The 24,218-nt window shown below is 50.1% G+C and carries 25 protein-coding genes; 2 read left to right on the top strand and 23 right to left on the bottom strand.

All coding sequences use genetic code 11. From position 1 onward, the window contains the following. The first annotated feature begins 10 nt into the window (after nt 1-10). Complete coding sequence (locus tag ACJJIS_RS21945; protein WP_413663867.1) at nt 11-1,009, top strand: hypothetical protein; 999 nt, start codon at nt 11-13, stop codon at nt 1,007-1,009. A 78-nt stretch (nt 1,010-1,087) separates the two neighbouring features. Here ACJJIS_RS21945 and ACJJIS_RS21940 read toward each other — a convergent pair whose 3' ends face one another. Together ACJJIS_RS21940 and ACJJIS_RS21935 are read right to left on the bottom strand one after the other, a co-directional pair. Next, entirely contained in the window at nt 1,088-1,726 is a 639-nt protein-coding gene (locus tag ACJJIS_RS21940; RefSeq protein ID WP_475709084.1) for a glutathione S-transferase family protein, read from the bottom strand. Nucleotides 1,727-1,841: 115 nt separating this feature from the next. Continuing rightward, nucleotides 1,842-2,270: a VOC family protein gene (locus ACJJIS_RS21935; RefSeq protein WP_282930577.1), complete on the bottom strand. Its 429-nt coding sequence runs from the start codon at nt 2,268-2,270 to the stop codon at nt 1,842-1,844. A gap of 239 nt (nt 2,271-2,509) precedes the next feature. Here ACJJIS_RS21935 and guaD point away from each other — a divergent pair, with 239 nt between their 5' ends. After that, complete coding sequence (guaD, locus tag ACJJIS_RS21930; RefSeq protein ID WP_475709083.1) at nt 2,510-3,904, top strand: guanine deaminase; 1,395 nt, start codon at nt 2,510-2,512, stop codon at nt 3,902-3,904. A 1-nt stretch (nt 3,905) separates the two neighbouring features. Here guaD and ACJJIS_RS21925 read toward each other — a convergent pair whose 3' ends face one another. The 21 genes from ACJJIS_RS21925 to rpmH form a co-directional block, all read right to left on the bottom strand. Continuing rightward, on the bottom strand, nt 3,906-4,883 hold the full coding sequence (locus ACJJIS_RS21925; protein WP_475709082.1) for a hypothetical protein: 978 nt from the start codon (nt 4,881-4,883) through the stop codon (nt 3,906-3,908). A gap of 180 nt (nt 4,884-5,063) precedes the next feature. After that, nucleotides 5,064-5,762 (bottom strand): NHL repeat-containing protein, encoded by a 699-nt coding sequence (locus ACJJIS_RS21920; protein WP_475709081.1) that lies wholly within the window; start codon nt 5,760-5,762, stop codon nt 5,064-5,066. 123 nt (nt 5,763-5,885) lie between these two features. Then, a complete protein-coding gene (locus ACJJIS_RS21915; protein ID WP_475709080.1) occupies nt 5,886-7,208 on the bottom strand; it encodes a hypothetical protein in 1,323 nt (440 codons plus the stop codon). 159 nt (nt 7,209-7,367) lie between these two features. Then, entirely contained in the window at nt 7,368-7,787 is a 420-nt protein-coding gene (locus tag ACJJIS_RS21910) for a F0F1 ATP synthase subunit epsilon (protein ID WP_108735087.1), read from the bottom strand. A gap of 18 nt (nt 7,788-7,805) precedes the next feature. Beyond that, on the bottom strand, nt 7,806-9,209 hold the full coding sequence (gene atpD, locus ACJJIS_RS21905; protein WP_282930574.1) for a F0F1 ATP synthase subunit beta: 1,404 nt from the start codon (nt 9,207-9,209) through the stop codon (nt 7,806-7,808). 53 nt (nt 9,210-9,262) lie between these two features. Further along, a complete protein-coding gene (gene atpG, locus ACJJIS_RS21900; protein ID WP_282930573.1) occupies nt 9,263-10,123 on the bottom strand; it encodes a F0F1 ATP synthase subunit gamma in 861 nt (286 codons plus the stop codon). A gap of 77 nt (nt 10,124-10,200) precedes the next feature. Further along, nucleotides 10,201-11,745: a F0F1 ATP synthase subunit alpha gene (atpA, locus tag ACJJIS_RS21895; protein ID WP_108735090.1), complete on the bottom strand. Its 1,545-nt coding sequence runs from the start codon at nt 11,743-11,745 to the stop codon at nt 10,201-10,203. Between the two features lie 48 nt (nt 11,746-11,793). Then, nucleotides 11,794-12,330 (bottom strand): F0F1 ATP synthase subunit delta, encoded by a 537-nt coding sequence (locus ACJJIS_RS21890; RefSeq protein WP_108735091.1) that lies wholly within the window; start codon nt 12,328-12,330, stop codon nt 11,794-11,796. A 12-nt stretch (nt 12,331-12,342) separates the two neighbouring features. Beyond that, nucleotides 12,343-12,813: a F0F1 ATP synthase subunit B gene (locus ACJJIS_RS21885; RefSeq protein WP_282930571.1), complete on the bottom strand. Its 471-nt coding sequence runs from the start codon at nt 12,811-12,813 to the stop codon at nt 12,343-12,345. Nucleotides 12,814-12,865: 52 nt separating this feature from the next. Beyond that, entirely contained in the window at nt 12,866-13,111 is a 246-nt protein-coding gene (gene atpE / locus ACJJIS_RS21880; protein ID WP_020413895.1) for a F0F1 ATP synthase subunit C, read from the bottom strand. A 59-nt stretch (nt 13,112-13,170) separates the two neighbouring features. Further along, nucleotides 13,171-14,097 carry a F0F1 ATP synthase subunit A gene (gene atpB, locus ACJJIS_RS21875; protein ID WP_282930570.1) on the bottom strand — a complete coding sequence of 309 codons (927 nt, stop codon included), beginning with the start codon at nt 14,095-14,097 and terminating at the stop codon, nt 13,171-13,173. A gap of 49 nt (nt 14,098-14,146) precedes the next feature. After that, nucleotides 14,147-14,509: an ATP synthase subunit I gene (locus ACJJIS_RS21870; protein WP_282930569.1), complete on the bottom strand. Its 363-nt coding sequence runs from the start codon at nt 14,507-14,509 to the stop codon at nt 14,147-14,149. Between the two features lie 202 nt (nt 14,510-14,711). Beyond that, on the bottom strand, nt 14,712-15,614 hold the full coding sequence (locus ACJJIS_RS21865; RefSeq protein WP_475709079.1) for a ParB/RepB/Spo0J family partition protein: 903 nt from the start codon (nt 15,612-15,614) through the stop codon (nt 14,712-14,714). A 12-nt stretch (nt 15,615-15,626) separates the two neighbouring features. Further along, entirely contained in the window at nt 15,627-16,436 is an 810-nt protein-coding gene (locus tag ACJJIS_RS21860) for a ParA family protein (protein ID WP_020413891.1), read from the bottom strand. A 126-nt stretch (nt 16,437-16,562) separates the two neighbouring features. After that, entirely contained in the window at nt 16,563-17,192 is a 630-nt protein-coding gene (gene rsmG / locus ACJJIS_RS21855; RefSeq protein ID WP_444915122.1) for a 16S rRNA (guanine(527)-N(7))-methyltransferase RsmG, read from the bottom strand. Between the two features lie 85 nt (nt 17,193-17,277). Further along, on the bottom strand, nt 17,278-19,167 hold the full coding sequence (gene mnmG / locus ACJJIS_RS21850; RefSeq protein WP_475709078.1) for a tRNA uridine-5-carboxymethylaminomethyl(34) synthesis enzyme MnmG: 1,890 nt from the start codon (nt 19,165-19,167) through the stop codon (nt 17,278-17,280). 890 nt (nt 19,168-20,057) lie between these two features. Next, a complete protein-coding gene (gene mnmE / locus ACJJIS_RS21845) occupies nt 20,058-21,434 on the bottom strand; it encodes a tRNA uridine-5-carboxymethylaminomethyl(34) synthesis GTPase MnmE (protein WP_475709077.1) in 1,377 nt (458 codons plus the stop codon). 79 nt (nt 21,435-21,513) lie between these two features. Next, nucleotides 21,514-23,184: a membrane protein insertase YidC gene (yidC, locus tag ACJJIS_RS21840; RefSeq protein ID WP_444918643.1), complete on the bottom strand. Its 1,671-nt coding sequence runs from the start codon at nt 23,182-23,184 to the stop codon at nt 21,514-21,516. A gap of 8 nt (nt 23,185-23,192) precedes the next feature. Further along, on the bottom strand, nt 23,193-23,426 hold the full coding sequence (gene yidD, locus ACJJIS_RS21835; protein ID WP_108735100.1) for a membrane protein insertion efficiency factor YidD: 234 nt from the start codon (nt 23,424-23,426) through the stop codon (nt 23,193-23,195). After that, nucleotides 23,423-23,809, bottom strand: a complete 387-nt coding sequence (gene rnpA, locus ACJJIS_RS21830) for a ribonuclease P protein component (RefSeq protein ID WP_413663877.1) — start codon at nt 23,807-23,809, stop codon at nt 23,423-23,425. The genes yidD and rnpA overlap by 4 nt, the downstream gene beginning before the upstream one ends. A gap of 29 nt (nt 23,810-23,838) precedes the next feature. Further along, nucleotides 23,839-23,973 (bottom strand): 50S ribosomal protein L34, encoded by a 135-nt coding sequence (rpmH, locus tag ACJJIS_RS21825; RefSeq protein WP_020413885.1) that lies wholly within the window; start codon nt 23,971-23,973, stop codon nt 23,839-23,841. Nucleotides 23,974-24,218 lie beyond the last annotated feature (245 nt).

The raw sequence follows: 24,218 nt of genomic DNA, 5'->3' as shown, positions 1-24,218 counted from the left end.
GAGCAAAATAATGTACGAAATTGATGATGCGGAAATTGCAAGGGGTTGTTATGTACACCCAGAAATTTCATTTTCTAAAACTGAAGTTCCACAGAGCGTATTTGAGACACCAGGAATGGTTTCGATTGCCGAACGCAAATTACTCTATTCATTGGCGTCAAAAAACTTCCAGCAAAAAGGGTATATTGTTGATGCCGGAAGCTTTATGGGAGCATCTGTGGTTTCTCTCGCACATGGGTTGATGAGTAACTCAGATTTTTCAAACAACAGAAACTCAAATATATTGGATAGTAAACCTATTAGTAGTTATGAATTGGGTTTTCTACCTAAACCTGCAAATGGTTCGGATCGTGTTTGGGAGTGTGACTCACTAACCTATAAGTTTGGTGAATCTTTTGTTCCAATACTAGAAAATAGTATTTCTCCATTTCAATCATTGATTGAACTAAATATCGGTGATTTTAATGAGTTTTCCTGGCCTGATAATCCAATTGAAATTTGTTTTATTGATGTATGTAAAACTCAGGACCTAAATAAACATGTTTCAGCAGAGTTTATGCCAAAGCTTATTGAGGGCGAATCATTTTTCATTAATCAAGATTTTTTCTTTGATCGTTTACCATGGATTAAAGTAACCATGGGATATCTTGAAGATTATTTCGACTGGTATGGGCAAGTATTCTCAAGCTCAATCTATAAGTGTAAAAAACCAATTCCTAAGGAAGTAGCTGAATACGACCCATTCACCGAAGCTAGCCTAGAGGAATGCTTGAAGCTCCACGATAATCATCCTAAAGAACATCTAACAGATGCTCACAAATTAAGAATGTGCTTGTCTCGCTCATATCTTATTGCAATGAAGGGGGATAAAGATGAAGCACTAGATTATCTCAAAGTAGTTGAAAGTGATTATGAGCATATGATGGATGAAAATACTTCTATAGACAGAAATGATCGTTTTCGATTCAACAGAGCTGTTCGGCAAATAAAAAGCGGAATTTTTAGTTAAAAACTAGTATTTGGGATAAATCAAAAAGGTCAGAAATATAGTTTCTGACCTTTTAGTTCAAACAAAATGTATTTATATTTAAGCTGGGCTTATATTCATGTCTTTTTCCAAAGCTGCATCAAGTTCTTGAGCTCGTTGAAATGCTTTACGTTGAGATAAACGATTTACATACTCCTGATACTCTTCACGTCCATCTATAGTTCCAAACTGTAACCCCCACCCCAGCTGTGCACCAATATATACATCTGCTGCTGTAAAACGTTCTCCAACAATATACGGGTTTGATTTTATTGCACTAGATAGCGTATCTAGTGCAAGTTTATAATTACCGTAACCCAACATTTGCTGTTTATCTTTAGCCACATCTTCATCAAAGATATATTTATTCACGATGGCAGACTCCAATGGTCCAGCTGAGTAAAACATCCAGCGGTAATAATTGGCACGCTCTTCGTTATTTATCGGAGACAAACCTGAATCGGAAAATACATCTGCCAAGTAGACACATATTGCTGCTGCTTCAGTTATTATTTTGTTGTCGTGCACTAGTGTTGGAACTTTCCCCATGGGATTCAAAGCAAGATACTCTGGCGATTTCATGTCTTCGCCATATTCAAGTACTTTGGTTTGATAGGGTACTGATATCTCCTCTAGCATCCATCGAACAATACAGCCTCTCGATTGAGGGTTCGTATAAAAGATGATTTCATTTGCCATGTCAATATCTCGAATTTATGTGGATACATAAATTTTAGCTAGGCAAGTATCATTTCTTCGAGAGATTTACATGTCAAGTTACTAAGTAAAAGTACTATCTATTTACTTGGATAGTTCACTCGGCTAATTCAACAGTTATATTCTCTGGCCCCAAGAGAAAAGCTAATTTTTTATCTTGATACTCCAATATTCCGCTTCTTGTACTAATTCCTTGCTTCGATAAATACTCTAAAGCTTCATTCAAATTATCTACCTTTAAACACAGATGGTTATAACCGGGCCTTGCCAAGTCAATTAGTGATGGATTGGTTTTAACCACTGGATTTCGGTAGTGAAGTAGCTGTATCTCAAATTTCGGAGATGACTGCTTTAGTACCATCGTAAAGTGATCTGCTTCTACATTATCCACCTGGAGATACCGTGACGCTTTCTCGCCAGTTAGAAAATTTTTGAGTAGAAGCTCAAAACCCAGCAATTCAAAAAAACTGACACTTTCCTCTAATTTCGTAACAACTACTGTTACGTGATCTGGATGTTTAAACATGGATTGAGAGCCTTCAATCTGGATTTAAGTACAAGTTTAGATGGAATTTATTAAGTTTTTTCCAAATACAAAATATACAAATCAAATTTCTGTATTTTTAAGTAGGTTATTACTCAATATATTAGTTAATTTGTTGTTTTGTATTCCAGTTCTTCTAGAGACAATCGAAATAAATTTGTCACATTATCTTTCAAATGCTAAATATGTAGGTTTGCTTATTATTTTAACGGAGTGAACTGGTGGTCGAATATTTATCCTTAAGCAGCAATATAAAGTCCAATATAGCTAAATTATTTCTATTACTCTCAACCTCTAGCAACTTTGTTTATGCAGAGACAACTATATTTCAAGGTGACATACTTCATTTTACTTCCGACCCGGCGAAGACTAATGATGCTTATGAGTATATTGAGGATGGCGGATTAATTGTCAAAGATGGAATAATTGCCGGGATAATTTCTGAAGAAGAAATTTCGGTAAAAAAAAGAGGCGCAGAGATTGTAGATTATCGCGGCAAGTTAATACTTCCCGGCTTTATCGATTCTCATATTCACTATCCACAGACGGGAATGATTGCGGCTCATGGCGAGCAATTATTAGAGTGGCTTAAAGAATACACCTTTCCAACTGAAAGGAAATTTTCCGATAAAGAACATGCAAAGGAGGTTGCAGAGTTCTTTATTAGTCAGTTACTAAAGAATGGCACAACATCAGCACTTGTATTTGGTACCGTTCACCCAGAGTCTGTAGATGCTCTCTTTGAAGTTGCTCAACGGGAGAACATGCGACTAATTGCAGGTAAGGTACTGATGGACCGCAATGCCCCAGAATACCTGCAAGATACACCCGAAAGTGCCTATTCCGATAGCAAGAAGCTGATCGAACGTTGGCATAATAAGGATCGATTGAGCTATGCCATTACTCCAAGATTTGCCCCTACAAGTACTCCTGAGCAGCTTAAGCAGGCAGCTAAGTTACTAGATGAATATCCCGATGTGTATATGCATACCCATGTTTCTGAAAATAAAGATGAAATTAATTGGGTAAAATCATTGTTCCCAGAAGCAAATAGTTATCTTGATGTTTATAACATATATGGATTACATCGCGACCACTCAGTGTTTGCTCATGGTATTTACCTGGATGACCAAGAGATGGAAAGTATGGCTTCAGTAGGTAGCGCTATAGCTTTTTGCCCAACGTCTAATCTGTTTCTAGGGAGTGGATTATTCCCGCTTAATAAAACTGAAGAAATCAATGTTAGTCTGGGCCTGGGAACCGATGTTGGGGCCGGCACCAGTTTCTCGATGTTAGAGACTATGGATGAGGCCTATAAGGTAGTTCAGCTACAGAAGTCGATTGAAGATACCAGTAGTATAAAGACACTCTCTCCACTTAAAGCTTTCTATCTTGCGACCTTAGGATCTGCACAAGCACTGGATATCGATGAAAGAGTTGGAAATTTTGAAAAAGGAAAGGAGGCAGATTTTATTGTTATTGATTTAGAGTCAACTGATTTAATGAAGTTTAGAATGAAGTCTGTAAAGACACTTGAAGAAAAGCTATTTGCTCTTCAGGTTCTTGGTGATGACAGATCTATATACAGCACTTATATAATGGGTGATAAAAAATAGTTTATCTGGAATTTGATATCGCATGACCTATTTTTCGATATTCATCTTGCACTCGATTTAAGTTATCAACCCCAAGGTAGTACTCTTCACCATCGCCAAACATACTTTCCCAAACAAAAGGATAAATAGCGATAACCTTGGGGTTTGCTATCGCAAAATTGTAGGCTTGCTTTGCCTGATTAATTAATTGTGATTCTGAAATGCTACCGAAAGCTCTATTCGATGTTTTAAATGCCCTTGGTATTAAGTAATATTCAACATCTAAATGTGATGTTTTGGCCATTAGCTTTTCTACCAGTTGTCGTTGAAAACTCTCTCCTACATAGTAATTTACAGCAAACAAATTATATTTTTTTGGGATGATTTTTTTGAAGCTTGACTTCCTAACTGTTTCATTCATAAATGTAATTGCTCTTTTTGCTTTAGGAAAGCTTTCTTTTACTAATTGAGCAATCTCTTCAAGATATAGCTTTAGCGTTTGATTAGTTAATTTTGATCGATGGAAGGGTTCATCTAATGGGTCAAACGCTATAATTATATCACTAAATGGTTCTAATCGTTTCTTTGCTAGCTCCCACCGCTCCAAATAATCAGCTCGCTTCCTATAGGTCGGATAACCATCAAAAAATATCGGAGCTATTTGTATCCATACCTTTAGTCCATGGCTCCTTGCAGCCTTCATAATATCTATTTCATTGTAATAGACGTCAACAAAAGTTGTAAATTGCGACACCTCACTGATTTCATCTATGGTCCACCCAGAGTGAAAGAACCCAAATTCTGTTAAATGCTCTGGAACTTTAATGTCATTATATATTAACGAGGGAGTAACAATATTTCCATGTAAGAAAACGTGTCTCGGATGTTTTAAATCTTCAGCTAATGTGGCTTTACTACTGGATTTTATAATACCAATGGCGTAAGAGTTTTCAGGCAAGAAAATTAGAGTAATAAAAAAGGAGATCAATACGCCAGCCACTAAACACTTCATCGTATAAAACTTCTTAAACAAAGAAATAAGTCATTTCTAGTGATTATTGTAGCAACCGCCATTATTAAGTAGTAACTTATTCAATTGTCTAAAATAGATTCATGGCAGTGAAGTTGCCAATTCATACAATTAGGTATCGGCTTTCAAGGCCGATACCTAATTGAGATATTACTGTGATATCATCAAATATTGTTTTGTTTCGACATCAAAAATAGCTACACCACGATTGGGCATCGATATATAGAGAAGATCATTAGCCTGATCCACTGCAGGCGTAAGGGCCATCTGTTCATACTCCTGCTCAAATAAACTCAAGAGCTGGATCCTATTACCCGTTTCTATGTCTACAACCAACAGCTTAACGTTAATTGGATCATCTTCATTAGCTCTATCATTATAATCCTCTACAAAAAGTCGATTATTTTTTCTATCGACCGCAATATGGGTAGGTTCGTTTAGCTCTGGTCCACTACCCACTTCATCGCTGGATACAATTCTCGCTACTTCTGTCTCTAAATCAAACTCTACGATGCCTTTAAAAAGGTCGACAATGTAGACTTTTGAAGATTCGTTATTTATTGTGGTATAAGTAGCTAATGATAAAGATCCAATATCTGGGAATGAAGTAATTGTATTTCGGTCTCCAGACTGTAAATTTACTGAGATTAACGAACTACTAGAGATAGCTAGTATCCTATCTTTCATGGTATCTACAGAGAGTCCACTTAAGCCGTTAAAATCATCTCCTGTGCCCGTACCATCACCAGACACAATAGTTCTATTTCCCGTTAAAGGGTCAATTCTAATTATCGTATCCGATTCAAGCTCTTTAACATAGATATGTCCATCACGGTTATCAATCGCCATATAGCGCAAGTACCCTTGCACTATACCCCCTCCGTTATTGGGCCCGGATATAATTTCTCGATCTCCACTTACTGGATCTATTGCTATTATTTGATGGACTTTATCAAACTCAGAGTTATAGTCTCAAGAATCTGTATAGATATCATTAAGTATAACTGTTTGTTTGCGGAATTCATCATATACTAATTCGGAAGTGGTCGAGAGTAGGGGACCTTTTCCTCTTGTTTTCTTTGATATTAGTGCTCGACTACCATCTCTTTTATTGATTAATAATGTATGCCCAGTTAAAAAAGACGAGTTCACAATTAGCGACTCACCCACGTCGATAATTCCACTTAGTGCAGTGGAAAAAATCAAATTTTCATTATCGGATTCTAATCCTGACGATATTGATTTTCGATCACCACTTACCAAGTTGATCTCAAACACCTTACTATGAATATCAGTGGTATAAGCTAAATTATTAATTAAATCGATACTCAGCCCCGCTAAGCGTATAAAATCATCTCCTGAGCCGATGTTACTTCCCGATATTTCTGTTGCAAGCCATGTGTCTGGATTTAACTCGAGTAATCCGTCATCACTTACTAGAAAAAAGCGCCCATCAACAATTTCAATTCCTCCAATAAAATTCCCTACGGATCTTCCATCTTCATAGGTAATTGAGGATATTTTTTCTCGTTCTCCAGTAGCGGGATCGACCTTAATCAGATAATTTTTGTAGTAGCTTTGAACATAGATATCTCTCGTCCCATAATCTATCGAAATATGGGATCGACGTCCAAAAGAAAGGGATTGATCCTCTGTTGCGGAAATTACCTCTATGGTATTAAATTCACGATCTACTGAGAGTAATTCATCATTTTTGATTAAATAAAAATTACCAGAACCCTGATCAAATTTAGCTCCTTGCACGTCGGATAGTTCAGAATCTACATGACGTTCCTGCATCGTCTCAAGATTTAACTCTCTGGTGGGATTAAAGGTGTAGGCCAAGTTTCTGTCGGAATCGAATGCCAACGGAGTGTAGAGTCTATAACTATAGAAATCGTCATAGCTGTTAACGCCGATTGAGGCTGCATTTGCAGACGTATTTCCATTTACATCAGTAACCTCAACATTTATTGCGGTCGTGCTACCCTCCTCAAGGGTAATTTTTGCCTGCCATGTTTCGAAATCGTTGTCCGACGACGCCTCAATCCCATTAACCCGGACACTTACAACCTTAATATTGTCACTTGCGCTACCGCGTACAGTGAGCTGCTCTTTGTCGCTCCATAGCCCGTTACTCGAAGGAAAGGTTATATTTGCGGTGGGAAATTCATTATCGATTTCCTCCTCAGTTGTTGGAGCATCATCGCTCCCTGAAGATGCCCCACCTCCACATCCGGTCAGTAAACACAGCAGGATAAGTAGTAATAAATAGTTTCTAGATGGGGTTTTCAATGTAATTACCTCTTACACGGGATGGGGTGGGCTGTACTGATGTGCTCGTAAGACGTTTTCAACTATATGGGTAAGGGCGGCTTTAGAAGTGGTATAAAAAAAGCAGCCGAAGCTGCTTTTTTGTCGCCTGGAAACAGGCCTTACGAAGGCAAGAACTGTTTACTTACCGGCCGCCTTACGAATTGCCTGCAGGGTACGCAGGCGCGCTTCGGCTTCGGCCAGCTGGGCTGAGATGCGCGCGTAGTCGACTTCAGACGGTGCCTTGTGCAGGGCGTGTTCCGCTTCTTCGCGGGCCTTCTGCGCGGCGTCTTCATCGATCTCACGTTCGGCTACATCAGCGAGGATAGTCACCATATTAGGTTGTACCTCGGCGTAGCCACCGCTGACGAACAGTACTTCCTCTTCACCACCGGGCTTGATGATGCGCACCGGACCGGCTTTCAGAGCGGTGAGCAACTGGGCGTGACCGTAGGAGAGCCCCAGCTCACCTTCGATACCGCTCACAATCACCATCTCTACCAGCCCGGAGAAGAGAGACTGCTCGGCGCTGACAATGTCACAATGTACTGTCATGGCCATAGTATATGCCTCTCTCGATTAGCCCTTGGCTTTGTTGGCTTTTTCCACAGCTTCGTCGATGGTTCCCACCATGTAGAAGGCCTGTTCCGGCATGTGGTCATATTCACCGTTCAGGATGCCCTGGAAGCCACGGATGGTTTCTTTCAGGGAAACGTATTTACCTGGTGCACCGGTGAAGATTTCCGCAACGTGGAACGGCTGGGACAGGAAGCGCTCGATCTTACGGGCGCGGGCTACGGTCTGCTTGTCTTCTTCAGACAGTTCGTCCATACCCAGGATCGCGATGATATCCTTCAGCTCTTTGTAGCGCTGCAGTACAGACTGTACGCCGCGAGCCACTTCGTAGTGCTCCTGACCAATTACCTGTGGGTCCAGCTGACGAGAGGTGGAGTCCAGCGGGTCAACAGCCGGGTAGATACCTTTAGCGGCGATATCACGGCTCAGTACTACAGTGGAGTCCAAGTGCGCGAAGGTGGTCGCCGGAGACGGGTCAGTCAAGTCATCCGCCGGTACGTATACCGCCTGGATAGAGGTGATAGAGCCAGTCTTGGTGGAGGTAATACGCTCCTGCAGAACGCCCATCTCTTCCGCCAGGGTCGGCTGGTAACCTACCGCAGAAGGCATACGGCCCAGCAGTGCGGATACTTCGGTACCGGCCAGGGTGTAGCGGTAGATGTTGTCGACGAACAGCAGTACGTCTTTGCCTTCATCACGGAATTTCTCCGCCATGGTCAGACCGGTCAGGGCTACACGCAGACGGTTGCCGGGCGGCTCATTCATCTGGCCGTAAACCATCGCCACTTTGGAGTTGGCTTTGTTTTCCAGGTCAACAACGCCGGATTCAGCCATCTCGTAGTAGAAGTCGTTACCTTCACGGGTACGCTCACCAACACCTGCGAACACGGACAGACCGGAGTGCTCGGTAGCGATGTTGTTGATCAGTTCCATCATGTTTACGGTTTTACCTACACCGGCACCACCGAACAGACCAACCTTACCACCCTTGGCGAACGGGCAAACCAGGTCGATTACCTTGATGCCGGTTTCCAGCAGCTCGGTAGAGCTGGACTGCTCTTCGTAGGTCGGTGCAGCGCGGTGGATAGAGGAGCGCTCTTTCTCACCGATAGGGCCACACTCGTCAATCGGGTTGCCGAGCACGTCCATGATGCGACCGAGGGTTTCCAGGCCAACCGGTACAGAAACCGGAGCGCCGGTATTGCGCACGGACAGACCGCGGCTGACACCTTCGGATGAACCCATGGCAATAGCGCGTACCACGCCGTCACCCAACTGCTGCTGCACTTCCATGGTGAGGTTCTTGTCCTCAACCACCAGTGCGTCGTATACATTCGGAACAGAATCGCGTGGGAATTCCACGTCGATGACCGCTCCGATCACTTGCACAATTTGCCCGTTACTCATTTCCGGATCCTCAGCTTTAAATTCTTTCTAGGCTGACCATTACTGGCAGCGGATTAAACCGCCGCCGCACCGCCGACAATTTCGGACAGTTCCTGGGTAATGGCCGCCTGGCGCGCCTTGTTGTAGACAAGCTGCAACTGATCGATCAGCTCACCGGCGTTATCGGTGGCGCTCTTCATCGCGATCATACGCGCTGCCTGTTCACAGGCTTTGTTTTCAACTACTGCCTGGTATACCTGGGACTCGATGTAGCGAGCCAGCAATCCATCCAGCAATTCAACCGGATCCGGCTCGTAGAGGTAGTCCCACTCGTGCATGAGTTTTTCATCTTCGTCCTTCGGCAGCGGCAGCAATTGCTCAACCTGCGGCTTCTGGGACATGGTGTTGATAAACTCATTGGATACCAGGAACAGGCGATCGATATCGCCTTCTGCGTAACGGTCCAGCATTACCTTAACTGAGCCAATCAGCTGGTTGGCCTGGGGCGCATCGCCCAGATCGCGTACCGCTGCGACAACCTTGCTGCCGATGGCATTAAAGAAACTGGCCGCCTTGTTACCTACCGCGCAGACTTCGACGTCGACACCCTTTTCGGACCACGCCTGCATCTCGCGAATAGCGGCTTTGAACATATTGACGTTCAAGCCACCACAGAGTCCGCGGTCAGTGGATACCAGGATAAAACCGACCCGCTTGGCCTCGCGCTCTTGCAGGTAAATATGCTGGTACTCGGCCGAAGCGTTGGCGACGTGGCCGATCACTGCGCGTATGCGCTGGGCGTAGGGACGCCCCAGTGCCATGCGATCCTGAGCCCTGCGCATCTTACTGGCTGCAACCATTTCCATTGCGGCAGTAATTTTCTGCGTGCTCTTGATGCTGGCAATTTTTGTGCGTACTTCTTTTCCGCCTGCCATAGTGATTTACCTTGTTCGCTGGAAGTTAGATTCCGAAAGAGCGGACACGCCGCTCTCTCGCGCTCTCCAGGGAGTTCTTACCAGCTGCTAGTAGCGACGAACTTCTCGATAGCGGCTTTGAAAGCTGCGTCGATTTCGTCGTTGTAGTTACCAGTGCTGTTCACTTTCTCCATCAGCTCTGCGTGTTCGCTGTTCATATAAGCGAGCAGGGCGGCTTCGAAATCGAGAACCTTGGCAACTTCTACTTCTTTCAGGTAACCCTTGTCGGCGGCGTAAACGGAAACAGCCATGTCCGCAATAGACAGCGGAGAGTACTGTTTCTGCTTCATCAGCTCGGTTACGCGCTCACCGTGATCCAGCTGGGCTTTGGTAGCTTCGTCCAGGTCAGAGGCAAACTGGGAGAATGCCGCCAGTTCGCGGTACTGAGCCAGAGCGGTACGGATACCACCGGACAGCTTCTTGATCACCTTGGTCTGCGCCGCACCACCTACACGGGATACAGAGATACCCGGGTTGATCGCTGGGCGGATACCGGAGTTGAACAGATCCGTCTCGAGGAAGATCTGGCCGTCGGTAATGGAAATCACATTGGTCGGTACGAACGCGGATACGTCACCGGCCTGGGTTTCGATGATCGGCAGGGCGGTCAGAGAGCCGGTCTTGCCTTTCACTTCACCATTGGTGAACTTCTCTACGTAGTCGGCGTTAACACGCGCGGCGCGCTCCAGCAGACGGGAGTGCAAGTAGAAAACGTCACCGGGGTAGGCTTCACGTCCAGGCGGACGCTTCAGCAACAGGGAGATCTGACGGTAGGCCCAAGCCTGCTTGGTCAGGTCATCGTATACGATCAGGGCGTCTTCACCGCGGTCGCGGAAGTACTCACCCATGGTACAGCCGACGTAGGGAGCCAGGAACTGCATCGCTGCCGGATCGGCGGCGCCAGCGGCTACTACGATGGTGTGATCCATAGCGCCGTGCTCTTCGAGCTTGCGCACTACGTTGGCAATAGAGGACTGCTTCTGGCCCACGGCAACGTAGACACACTTAACGCCGGTGCCTTTCTGGTTGATGATGGCGTCGATCGCCACAGCAGTCTTACCGATCTGACGGTCACCGATGATCAGCTCGCGCTGGCCACGGCCAATCGGGATCATGGTATCAACCGCTTTCAAACCGGTTTGTACAGGCTGGTCAACGGACTGACGAGCAATAACGCCAGGCGCTACTTTTTCTACCGCGTCGGTCAGCTTGTTGTTCAGCGGGCCCTTGCCGTCAATCGGGTTACCCAGCGCGTCTACAACGCGGCCGAGCAGTTCCGGACCAACCGGGGTTTCCAGGATACGGCCGGTGCAACGGCACTTCTGGCCTTCAGCCAGCGCCTTGTAGTCGCCCAGGATTACAGCACCAACGGAGTCGCGCTCCAGGTTCAGCGCCATACCGTAAACGCCGCCTTCGAACTCGATCATCTCGCCGTACATCACATCGGCCAGGCCGTGGATGCGGATGATGCCGTCGGATACGGAAACAATGGTGCCCTCATTTTGGGCTTCAGTGCTCACATCGAGATTTTCGATGCGGCTCTTGATGATTTCACTGATCTCAGAGGGATTCAGTTGCTGCATGCTCTGTTCCTCAAGTCCCCGCCGGCTAACGCCAACGGGGAGAGTAATTTAGGAGTTCATCGCCTCGGCGAGCTTGGCCAGACGGCCGCGTACGGTACCGTCGATGACTGTATCACCGGCGCGGATGATCGCGCCGCCCAGCAGGCTCTCGTCCACCGAGCTGTGCAGATGTATTTCGCGTTCAAACTTCGCGCTGAGCTTTTGGCCCAGTGCTTGCGCCTGTGCATCGCTCAAGGCGTGCGCGGAAACAACTTCCACCTCAAGGGTGGCTTCCGCTTGCGCTTTCAGCTCTTCGAACAGTTCGGAAATTTCCGGCAGCAGCTGCAGGCGGTTGTTTTCCGCCAGCAACCGGATGAAGTTCCTTCCGTGCTCGCCGAGTTCGTCTGAACAGATCGACAGGAATTTATCTGCGCGCTCTTCACTGGTGAGCTGGGGATTATCCAGCAGCTCACGCACTTTTTCGTTCTGGCTGACCGCTGCCGCAGTGCTCAGCGCAGTGCTCCAACCACCTAAGTGGGAGGCTTCCTGCGCATAAGAGAATGCAGCTTTAGCGTAGGGCCGGGCCAGTGTGCTGAGTTCCGCCATTGGGTTCCTCGCTTACAGCTCGGCTGCCAGTTTATCGATCAGGTCGTCGTGCGCCTTAGCGTCGATATTGACCGCGAGAATCTTCTCCGCACCCAGGACAGACAGGTCTGCCACACGGCTGCGCAGTTGCTCTTTAGCGCGATTCACTTCCTGGTCGATCTCAGCTTTGGCCGCAGTTTTCAGGCGATCGCCTTCAGACTGAGCCGCTTGCTTGGCTTCATCGAGAATCTGGTTGGCGCGCTTGTTGGCACCATCAATAATCTCGTTAGCCTGATCTTTGGCTTCCTTCAACTGCTCGGCAGCTTTGCGCTTGGCCAGTTCCAGATCTTTCTGTGCGTGTTCAGCGTCAGCGAGACCATCTGCGATCTTCTGCTCACGCTCTTTCATCACGCCCAAAAGCGGCGGCCAAACAAACTTCCAGCAAAACCAGACGAAAAACAGGAAAGTAATCGACTGGCCGATTAGAGTCAGGTTGATATTCACTCCGACACCTCTTGCTCTTTAAATAGGGTTAAGGGCAATTGGAACGGCGTAATTAAACCAGACCAGGAGCTACGGCGAAGATCAGGTACATAGCGATACCAACACCGATCATCGGAACCGCGTCAAGCAGACCAGCCATCAGGAACATCTTGCCCTGCAGAGCCGGAGCCTGTTCAGGCTGACGAGCGGAACCTTCCAGCAGCTTGCCACCCAGAGTACCGAAACCGATTGCGGTGCCCAGGGCGCCCAGACCGATCAGCAGTGCACTTGCGATGTAAACCAGACCTAATGCTTCCATTGTGTTCTCCAAATCAAAGTTAAAGAGTTGTTGTAAAGGTCGAAAAAAGGGTTAAAAACTTATTGATCGTGCTCGTGCTCATCGTCGCGATGGTGTGCCATCGCCATGTACACGGTGCTCAATACCATAAATACGAACGCCTGCAGCACGATTACCAGTACGTGGAAGATCGCCCAGCCCATGTGCAGGAGGCCCGCACCAATAAAGCCGAGAACGCCAACGCCAAAGACAATTGCGATCAGGATAAAGATCATTTCACCGGCGTAGAGGTTTCCGAACAGACGCAGGCCCAGGGAGATCGGCTTGGCGATCAGGGATACTGCTTCCAGCAGGAAGTTCACCGGGATCAGCAGGATGTCAAAGAACAACTTGCCGGTATGGAAAGGGTGCAGAGTCAGCTCTTTAAGGAAGCCGATGGCACCTTTTTCGCGAATACTGAAGAAAATCATCAGCGCAAACACCGCCAGGGCCATACCCAGAGTGGCGTTCGGGTCGGTGGTTGGGACCACTTTAAAGAAGAGGTGATCGTTGCCGGAGATCTTGGCGGCAGCCATCGGCAGCCAGTCCACCGGTACCAGGTCCATCAGGTTCATCAGGAACACCCACACAAAGATGGTCAGAGCCATCGGGGCAACCATAGTGTTGCGGTGGGGGAAGGTTTCCTTAACCAGCTTGTCGATAAAGTCGGTAACCAGCTCCACAAAGCTCTGGAAGCCTGTGGGCTTGTCCACACTGGCCTTCTTGGCTGCGCGGGCAAACAGGAAGCAAAAAATCAGACCGAGGCCGATAGACCAGCCCAGGGTATCTACGTGCAGGGCCCAAAAGCCCATATCCGCAGCTTCCTGGGAGGAATGCGCCATAGTCCAAGTAGACTCATTCAGCACAGTACCGTCGGCGCGGGTATACCCGGCCGGCAGCTTGCCATAAGTCATGTTTTGCAGGTGGTGTTGGATATACCCCGTCGCGGTTTGAGCTTCGCCTGCCATAGTTCCTCAACAATCGTAAAAGTAAGAATTCTTTTTTCTTATCCACCGGCTAGCGGACCATGCGCGCTACCAAGATCCACTGCACGATTACACAGAGGACGTAGCTGATAAAAAGCGCCGCGGCATTCAGTGGCTTGACGGTGGCAAACACCGCTGCAAAACCTGCCATGGTCAATATAAATTTGCCGGTTTCCGCGCGGTAGAAATTGCCTACCACGCGATGGGCCGCGCGCGCACCGCTATCGCGAAAGGCGCGCCTGCCAAAATATGCTCCGGGCAGTGCACACAGGGCACCGCCGATAAATACGGAGAGCGCAGTCACCGGTTTACCGCTCAAGTGCAGTGCCGCACTGGCCACCGATATCAGCAGAAGCTGTACCGCGGCTATTCGTAATACCGGGGGTTTTGTCATAGACGGGATAAGCCGACTTTTTTTGCGCTGTCCGCCCAAAATTTGGGCGTGCGAATTATGCGGCAACAGCATCGCCGATTCAACCGGCAAATGTCGTCAACTTATTTGATTTTCAGGAGGTTTTGCACGGAATTACTCGCCGCAGTGAGTATTTGCCAACAGTTATTGCGCGCGCCACTAGGACGCGCATTTCCCTGTGGCCTCAGTCCTCGGCGTAACCCAGGTGGGCCAGGATTCCATCCAGCTCTTCCAGAGTGGTGTATTTGAGTACCAGGCGGCCATTGCCTTTATCGTTGTGATCGATAGATACGGGCACTCCGACTTTTTCTGCCAGGCGCTCAGTCAGGCGACGGATATTGGGGTCGAGCTTCGGTTTTTCCGGTGCGGGGGCAGCCGGCTGTTGTAAACGGCGCACCAGCGCCTCTGTCTGGCGCACGGTAAGGCTGCGCTCGACCACTTGGCGCGCAGCAGAGCGCTGGGTGGCACCGGATAGACCGAGCAGGGCTTTGGCGTGCCCCAACTCCAGATCGCCACGCTCCAGGAAAGTCCGTACCTCTTCACTCAGACTCAACAGTCGCAAAAGGTTGGTTACTGCGGTACGGGATTTGCCCACCGCATCGGCCACTTCCTGCTGGGTCAGCTTGAACTCATCCTGTAAACGCTTGAGGGCTACAGCTTCCTCTACCGGATTCAGGTCTTCACGCTGGATATTTTCAATCAGCGCCATAGCGATGGCAGCTTCATCGGAAACGCTGCGCACCAGTGCCGGCACTTTCTCCAGTCCCGCCAATTGGGCCGCGCGCCAGCGCCGTTCACCGGCGATGATTTCATAGCTCTGCTCACCGATACCGCGCACGACGATCGGCTGCATAATGCCCTGGGCGCGTATCGAGTCCGCCAGCTCCTGCAAGGATTCCTGTGGAAAATCCCGGCGTGGCTGGTAGCGGCCGCGCTGCAAAAACTCTATCGGCAACTCCTTCAGCTCACCGTCGACCACGGCGGTTTCGGTTTCAGCTTCACCGGTAGCCTCGGCGATCGCGGTGCTGTTTTTATTGCTGATCAGGTGGGATAAACCCCGGCCCAGTCCTTTGCGTTTGGCGGCCATAGTAATTACCCCTTATACGGCTTCCGCCACAGGGCGGCTTTTCTTATTGGAAGATTGATTGGCGGGATGGCGGCGATTGATTTCGCAAGCCAGTGCCAGATAGGCAATAGCCCCTTTCGAATGGCGGTCGTAATCCAGCGCCGGCTTGCCGAAGCTGGGAGCCTCTGCCAAACGGACATTGCGCGGGATACAGGTTCGATACAGGCGATCGCCGAAAAACTCCTGCAACTGCGCCGACACTTCGCTGGTGAGGCTGTTGCGCGGATCGTACATGGTGCGCAAGATACCCTCGATTTTCAGGTCCGGATTGGCGGCCTGCTGGATCTGGGTGATGGTGTCCACCAGTGCTGACAACCCCTCCAGGGCATAGTATTCACACTGCATGGGAATCAATACGCCGTGAGCTGCACAGAGGGCGTTTACGGTCAGCATATTCAACGATGGCGGACAGTCGATAATCACGTAGTCGTAACGATTACTCACCGCAGCCAGGGCGCGGCGCAGGCGGGATTCGCGGCCCTCCAGATTCAGCAACTCCACCTCTGCCGCAGACAGGTCACCGTTGCCCGGGATCAAATCAAAACCGCTCTCTGTGGATACAATGGCCTGCTCAACGGGTAATTCAGCGGCCAGCACATCGTAACCGGACACCTCAAGGTCACTTTTATCCACACCGCTGCCCATGGTGGCATTGCCCTGGGGGTCCAGATCGATCAGCAATACGCGCCGCTTGTTGGCAACCAAAGATGCGGCCAGGTTGACGCAGGTAGTGGTCTTGCCAACCCCGCCTTTCTGGTTGGCCACAGCAAATATCTTGCTCAAGATTCTTGTCCTTTGTTGTTTCCGGGTGCGTTTGCCCCGACGCCGGCTCGGCTTCGGGCGGCAGCTGTTGTGCCCCACGATAGGGGAGCAGGATTGGGCGGGCGACAAACCCGCCAAACTATCATCTTACTCTGTGCGACAGAGCTGAATCATATGTCGCTCACCGTCGCAGCCGGGCACCGACAACCGGTGCACCTGCTCGACCTTAATGCCTTTTGGCAGAGCGCTCAACTCATCCTCAGGCAGCTTGCCCTTCATGGCATAAAAACGACCCCAGGGTGCCAACATGTGCTCACTGCCATTGACCATATCTTCGATGGAGGCAAAGGCGCGGGACACCACACCGGCAAAAGGCTGTTCTGGCACAAAGGCTTCTACCCGCTCATTGACTACCGTGATATTGGGCAGGGGCAGGGTGCTGGCGACTTGGAACAGGAAGCGGGTCTTCTTGCCATTGCTGTCGAGCAGGGTGATGGCGCGCTCCGGATGCACAATTGCCAGGGGAATCCCTGGCAGGCCGCCACCGCTACCCACATCGATTAAAGAACCTTCGCCACAGAGATTTACCACACTGAGGCTGTCGATAATATGGCGCTCCAGCATCTGCTCCGGGTCGCGTATGGCGGACAGGTTGTAGGCACTGTTCCAGCGGGCGAAAAGCGCCAGGTATTCCAGTAGCTGATCCTGCTGCCGGTCACTGAGTACCACCGACATCTGTGCCGCCGCCTCTAACAGGCGCGGACGAAACTGTTCCATTGAGTGAGAAATGGGTCTATCCCCCAGTAGTCCCGCGAAATTCAAACCCCGCAGGGCCTCGCGGGATACCCTGTGGAAAACCGATTTATACCGCTTTTTTGCGCTTCAGCAGCCCGCGCTTTTTCAACTGGATCAACAGCAGGGATATGGATGCGGGCGTCACGCCCGGTATTCGCGAGGCCCGCGCCAGGGTATCTGGGCGGGTCTCTCCCAGCTTTTGCTTAACCTCATTGGACAGACCAGAAATATCGCTGTAGTCGAAGTCCGCCGGGATCGGGGTATCTTCGTAGGCCTGCAAACGCTCAATTTCCTCGCGCTGGCGATCGATATAACCGGCGTACTTGGCCGAAATTTCCACCTGTTCGGCAACCTGCTCGTCGGTTACCGCTTCCCCTTTGAGGCCCGCCACATCCTGATAGCCCAGTTCCGGACGGCGCAACAGGTCCATCAGGCTATATTCCCGCGCCAATGGCTGCGGCAATTTGGTTTCTACAGAGGCGGCCTGGGGCGTCTTTGGGTGCACCCAGGTATCTTGTAGTCGCTGGGTCTCCCGAGCGATCTCCTCGCGCTTTTCACTGAACGCTGCCCAGCGGGTATCGTCGACCAGGCCCAATTCGCGACCTTTTTCGGTCAGGCGCAGGTCAGCATTGTCCTCACGGAGCAGCAAGCGATATTCCGCGCGGCTGGTAAACATGCGGTAGGGCTCTTTAGTGCCGCTGGTGATCAAATCATCCACAAGCACGCCCAGGTAGGCTTCATCCCGACGCGGGGCCCAGGCTTCGCGCTCCTGGGCCTGTAGGGCGGCATTGGCGCCAGCCAGGAGTCCCTGGGCAGCCGCTTCCTCGTAGCCGGTGGTGCCATTGATCTGGCCGGCAAAGTAGAGCCCCTGGATAAATTTGGTTTGCAGGGACGGCAAAAGGTCGCGCGGGTCGAAGAAATCGTACTCAATTGCATAGCCAGGGCGGGTGATATGCGCCTTTTCAAAGCCTTTGATGGAGTGCACCAGCTCAATCTGTACATCGAAGGGCAGGCTGGTGGAAATACCATTGGGGTACAGCTCGTTGGTGGTCAACCCTTCAGGCTCGATAAACACCTGGTGGCTATCTTTGTCCGCAAAGCGGTGCACCTTGTCCTCGATGGAGGGACAGTAGCGCGGGCCAATCCCTTCAATCACGCCGGAATACATGGGCGAGCGATCGAGCCCCCCCTGGATAATTTCATGGGTGCGGGCATTGGTGTGGGTAATCCAGCAGCAGACCTGGCGCGGGTGCTGATCGCGGCTGCCCAAATAGGACATCACCGGTGTGGGGCTATCTCCCCACTGTTCCTCCAGCTCGCTGAAATCTACCGAGCGGGCATCAATACGGGGAGGGGTGCCAGTTTTGAGGCGATCGACGCGGAAAGGCAGTTCGCGCAGACGATCTGCAAGGGCAATCGAGGGCGGGTCTCCAGCGCGGCCGCCGGCGTGGTTATCCAAGCCGATATGTATACGCCCACCGAGGAAAGTCCCGGCGGTCAGTACCACTGTCTTGGCGCGAAAGCGCACCCCCGCATTGGTGACAACGCCCACAACCTGTTCACCTTCGACAATCAGGTCATCCGCCGCTTGTTGGAAGATCTCCAGGTTTTCCTGTGCTTCCAGGATTGAACGGATAGCGGCGCGATACAGGGCTCTATCGGCCTGGGCACGAGTTGCCCTTACTGCGGGGCCTTTGCGGGCATTGAGGACCCGGAACTGAATTCCGCCCAAGTCTGTTGCCGTTGCCATAGCGCCACCGAGGGCATCGACTTCCTTCACGAGATGACTCTTGCCGATACCGCCGATCGCCGGGTTGCAGGACATTTGTCCAAGGGTCTCGATATTGTGGGTCAGCAGCAGAGTGGAAGCTCCCATACGTGCCGCTGCCAGTGAGGCTTCGGTACCTGCGTGGCCTCCGCCGATCACGATCACATCATAGGTCTTAGGGAATTCCATAGTGGCTGCTACTGGTTACAACTGGGGGCGCACATTTTATAGGCAGTAGGTGTGAGTCAGCAATTGGCTACAAGCATATTCCTGCACTCTAGTTGGTAGACGCTTGTAAAGCTGTAAAAACTGAGACTATCCAGTTCCATGCTATTGGGACTCTCTCTCCAATGAAACTTTCTAGAGCTAGCTTTAGAGCAAATTATTTTTTGGCTCTCTTAAGTTTATATAAATGAATATATGTATTTCTTAGAGAGAGGTTTTTGATTTAGTTGTTTTTATTAGTGTCCGGCAAATCATGTATAAGCAAAAAAAAGTCTTATAAATCAAAAGGTTACACTGATGAAAACATGGGCAATAACCCCTTGGCTGAAGGGGGAGCAACCCCGGTAGACGATTGTGGAAAGCCGGGACAACTTTGCGCGCCTCGTGCTGGCGGGAAAGTTATCATCATAGCATTCGTTGCTTACGCAGGTGTTTATCCCCTTTTTTACTCACACCTGGCAATTTCAGGTTTTAGCTTGTGCGTAGAGGGTGATAAGACTTGGGGGTTAATTGTGCGTAAGAGTGAATATTGTATAAGTCTGTGAGTTTTGTTGCTGTATCTATGTGATTTATAGGTGATTGAAGCAAGTGAAAAGATATCCACGGGAAATCCCCGTGGACATGTATAACTCGATCGGCGCCATATCTTATTTTGCAGAGTTTTTTGCCAGATTTTTTCGCGAATCTATTTAATAAGATCGGGAAAAATTGGGGATTTAATTTACCCGCCCTGAAAGTCGGGGTTAAGCCTGTGTAAAAGAAGTGAGAAATATGTTGGGAAGCTGGAAGTAGAGAAGCGGGGGAGGATAAAGTAGCCTCCCCCTTGGGATAACTTGGAAGTTGGGATGGGGCGTTTACTTACCGATACAAAAACTGCCGAAGATCTTGCCGAGTAATTCATCGGCACTGACGGTGCCAGTAATTTCTCCCAGAGCCTGCTGGGCTTGGCGTAAGTCTTCGGCGAGCAGTTCGCCTGCACCGCTAGTGTGAAGTTGCCGCTGGCCCTGATGTATAAAAGCTTGTGCCCGGCCCAGTGCGTCCAGGTGTCGGCGCCTGGCACTGAATGTTCCCTCTCCAGCGCCGCTGAAACCAATACTCTGTTTTAAATGTTCTTTTAACGCATCGAGCCCGGCACCTGTTTTTGCACTGATGGCAATCACTGGCACGCCTTCAGTGTGTGCCTGAAGGCCAGCGCTGTAGTCGGTGAGGTCAATCTTATTCAGTACTAATGTCAGTTTGTTGAGATCTTTTAGCTGACTGGTAAATTCTGGCCAAACTTGTGTGGGGTCCAGGGAGTGGAGCTGCTCTGCATCCATGACAAGAAGTACCCTATCTGCGCCGTGGATTTCCTCCCAGGCGCGTTCGATACCAATTTGCTCGACTCTATCCGGGGCATCCCTTAATCCCGCAGTATCGGCAAACTGGAGGGGCATACCGTCGATATGAATATTTTCGCGCAGGATATCCCGAGTGGTACCGGCGATATCGGTGACAATAGCGGCGTCGTGTCCGGCCAGTGTGTTGAGCAGGCTGGATTTCCCTGCATTGGGGCGTCCTGCGATAGCAACTCGCATTCCTTCGCGCATTATCGCGCCCTGACGCGCCTGGGTTTCCACACCCACCATTTGTGCCTGTAGGGTTTCTATATCAGCTGCCACTTTGCCATCGGCGAGGAAGTCGATTTCCTCTTCGGGGAAATCAATGGCGGCCTCCACGTAGATACGCAGATGGGTAAGGTTTTCCACCAAGTCTTCGATTTTCTCGGAAAACGCGCCCTGCAGTGAACGCATGGCATTACGCGCTGCCTGGGCACTGCCGGCGTCGATTAAATCGGCGATCGCTTCGGCCTGAGTTAAATCCATTTTGTCGTTGAGGAAAGCCCTCTCGGAAAATTCTCCGGGTCGGGCTTGTCGAGCGCCCAACTCGATAGTTGCTTGAAGTAACTGATCGAGAATCACTGGGCCGCCGTGTCCCTGGAGTTCCACCACATCCTCCCCGGTAAAGGAGTTGGGGGCGGGGAAAAAGAGCGCCAATCCCTGATCGATTAACTGCTCTTTGTGGGTAAAGTTCCGGTAGTGGGCAGAACGGGGCTGGAGGGAATTTTCCCCGCAGATTTGTTGGGCAATTTGCAGGGCTCTTGCGCCCGACAGTCGGATAACGCCGATGCCGCCGCGCCCGGGCGCGGTGGCAACAGCGGCAATAGTGTCGCGATTGAGGCTTTCTTGTATCATCGGCTGAGTTTACTCGACAGAACGGAAAAGGGCCGCATTAGCGGCCCTTGTTTATTGTGTTGCTGCAGATCGGTACTGGTTAGTACTTACCGGCATCCACCTGTTTATTGATATACCAGGTTTGCGCAATGGTAATCAGGTTGTTGGCGATCCAGTACAGAACCAGACCCGCTGGGAACCACAGGAAGAACACTGTCATCATTACCGGCATCAGCTGCATGATGCGGGCTTGGGTTGGATCGGTGGGAGCCGGGTTAAGCTTTTGCATAAACCACATAGACAGGCCCATCAGTACCGGCAGGATAAAGTAGGGGTCCTTCGCTGACAGATCGTGAATCCAGAAGATCCAGGGCGCGTGGCGCAGCTCAACGGTTTCGGTGAGCATCCAGTAGAGCGCGATAAATACCGGCATCTGCAACAGGATCGGCAGGCAGCCACCCATCGGATTGATCTTCTCGCGGCGGTAGAGCTTCATGGTCTCTTCCGCCAGCTTTTGCCGGTTATCCTTGTACTGTTCCTGCAGCTTTTTCATCTGCGGCGCAAACTTGCGCATACGCGCCATGGATTTGGTGCCAGCGGCGGACAGAGGCAAAAGCAGCGTCTTGATAAATACGGTGAGCAGGATAATCGCCCAGCCCCAGTTGCTGACAATATGTTCCTGGATAAAGTGCAGAACACCGAACAGCGGTTTGGCGATCCACCAGAGCCAGCCGTAATCGACGGTCAGGTCGAGGCCGGGAGAGATTTCTTCCAGACGGTAGACATCTTTGGGGCCAGCGTAGAAAGAAGCGCTCAGCTCGCCTTGGGTGGCAGCGGGGATTTGCACTTGAGGTGCGGTAAAACCCATGCGGAAGAGGCCGTTGGATAGCTCCTTCAATTCAAAAGTATTGCGCTCGTCCTGGGGGGGGATCCAGGCACTGATAAAGTAGTGCTGAACCATAGCTACCCAACCACCTTCGATGGTTTCGCGGGTGGGGCTTTCAGCAATCTCCTCGAAGTCCTGCTTGAAGTAGTTCTTTTCGTTGGTGCGGATGGCAGCGCCGAGGAAAGGCGACATACCGAAACCGGTGTCGGTTGCGGGTTCACTGGCATCGCGCTTAATCTGACCAAACATGGCCGCGGACCAGGGTTTGTCACTGGTGTTATCCACCAGGTAGGCCACTTGGATCAGGTAGTCTCCACGCTTGAAGGTGAAGCGCTTGGTGATATTGGCGCCTTCCTGTTGCAGAGTCAGGTCTACTATCAGGGTATCGTCGCCCTCAACCATCGCATATTCGGTTTTTGCCACCTTGAAAACCGGGCGGCCAGCGGCGCTGTCGGTCCCGTTTTTACCGATAAGACCACTCTGGGCAATATAAGTATGGTTGCGGGTCTGGTTCAACAGGATCAGGGGTTGGTCCGGGGTATCCAACTTCTCTTGCTGTTTGCGCAGCGCCACTTTGACGATATCGCCGCCACGAGGATTGATGAGCAGATCAAAAACGTCGGTGGTGACACTGATCAGCTTGCTCTCAGTACTGCTGCCTTCATTGGATGCGGGCACCTGGGAGCGAAGTTGGGGAACATCACTGTCGCCGGTGCTTGCGGGTGTTTCGGGGGGTATTTGGCTGACAGTCTCGCCGCCAGTCTGCACGACGGTTTCGCGGTCGAGTTCAGGAGTGTGTTGCTCTTGAAATGCGTTCCACTGGAAGATAAGTGCCAGGAGAACCGCGAGAATTCCGCCGAGCAGCGTATAGCGTTGCCAATCCATCTTATTACCTAGAGCGTGTTCTTGTGTCTGGTGGGGGGAACCGGGTCCAATCCACCAGGGTGCCAGGGGTGGCATTTTATAAGGCGGCGCAGAGTTAAATAACCCCCTTTTATCGCTCCATGAGTTTCAATGGCCTCTTCAGAGTACCGGGAGCAGGTGGGGTAGAAGCGACATTGGTTGCCTACCCAGGGGCTGGCCAGGTAGCGGTATACATGGATCAGCTTGATCAGTATCCACTTCATGGTCGGGGTTGCGGCTGTCGAGCCCGCTTGGCCAGTTTACGCCAGAGTTTATTCAGTAGTTTCGCCAACTCGGCCTTATCCAGATCTGCGACCCCAGGGCGCGCGAGCACCACGGCATCCAGCGGCGGCAAATCGTATTGCTGCAGACGGAAGGTTTCCCGGGTTATACGCTTGATTTGGTTGCGGTCGGAGGCGTTGCGTACATGCTTTTTAGCAATAACGAGACCGAGACGCGGGTGTTCCAAGGAGTTTGGACGGGCGAGGATCAACAGATGAGGGTGTGCGGCGCGCACCTGGTTTTCATTGAATACCAAGCGATACTGCGCCGCATTGAGCAGGCGCAGCGTCTTGGCAAATCCGAAGCTGCTGCGCACCTGCTGCATAAAGAGATATCTCTAAAAGGGAAGAGATCTTATGCAGACAGTACTTTGCGGCCTTTAGCGCGACGGCGGGCCAGAATCTTACGGCCGTTTTTGGTTGCCATGCGAGCGCGGAAACCGTGAGTGCGCTTGCGCTTCAAGTTGCTTGGTTGAAATGTGCGTTTCATAGTCTTGCTACCTGAGACTTTGTGTTCAAAATTTCTCGGGACCTTTCCCGGCTGCGGCCTGGACTCCGGTCCGGCACAAAGCCGGTGCAGACGGAGCTACGCGCTGCGAAGGCCGCGGATTGTATAGAAAGCCAGCAGCGAAAGCAACGCGCTAATCAGGGAAATTCTTTTTATTGGTGCGCGAGTTTACTGTAATTTTTTACGCCAACTAGACAAGTCGTTGAGTCATCAGGGGTATCTCTGAA

The organism is Microbulbifer maximicatervae (SeqCode), assembly GCF_056231245.1.
Note: the sequence above shows the minus strand (reverse complement) of the source record. Positions and strands in the feature narration are given on the sequence as shown.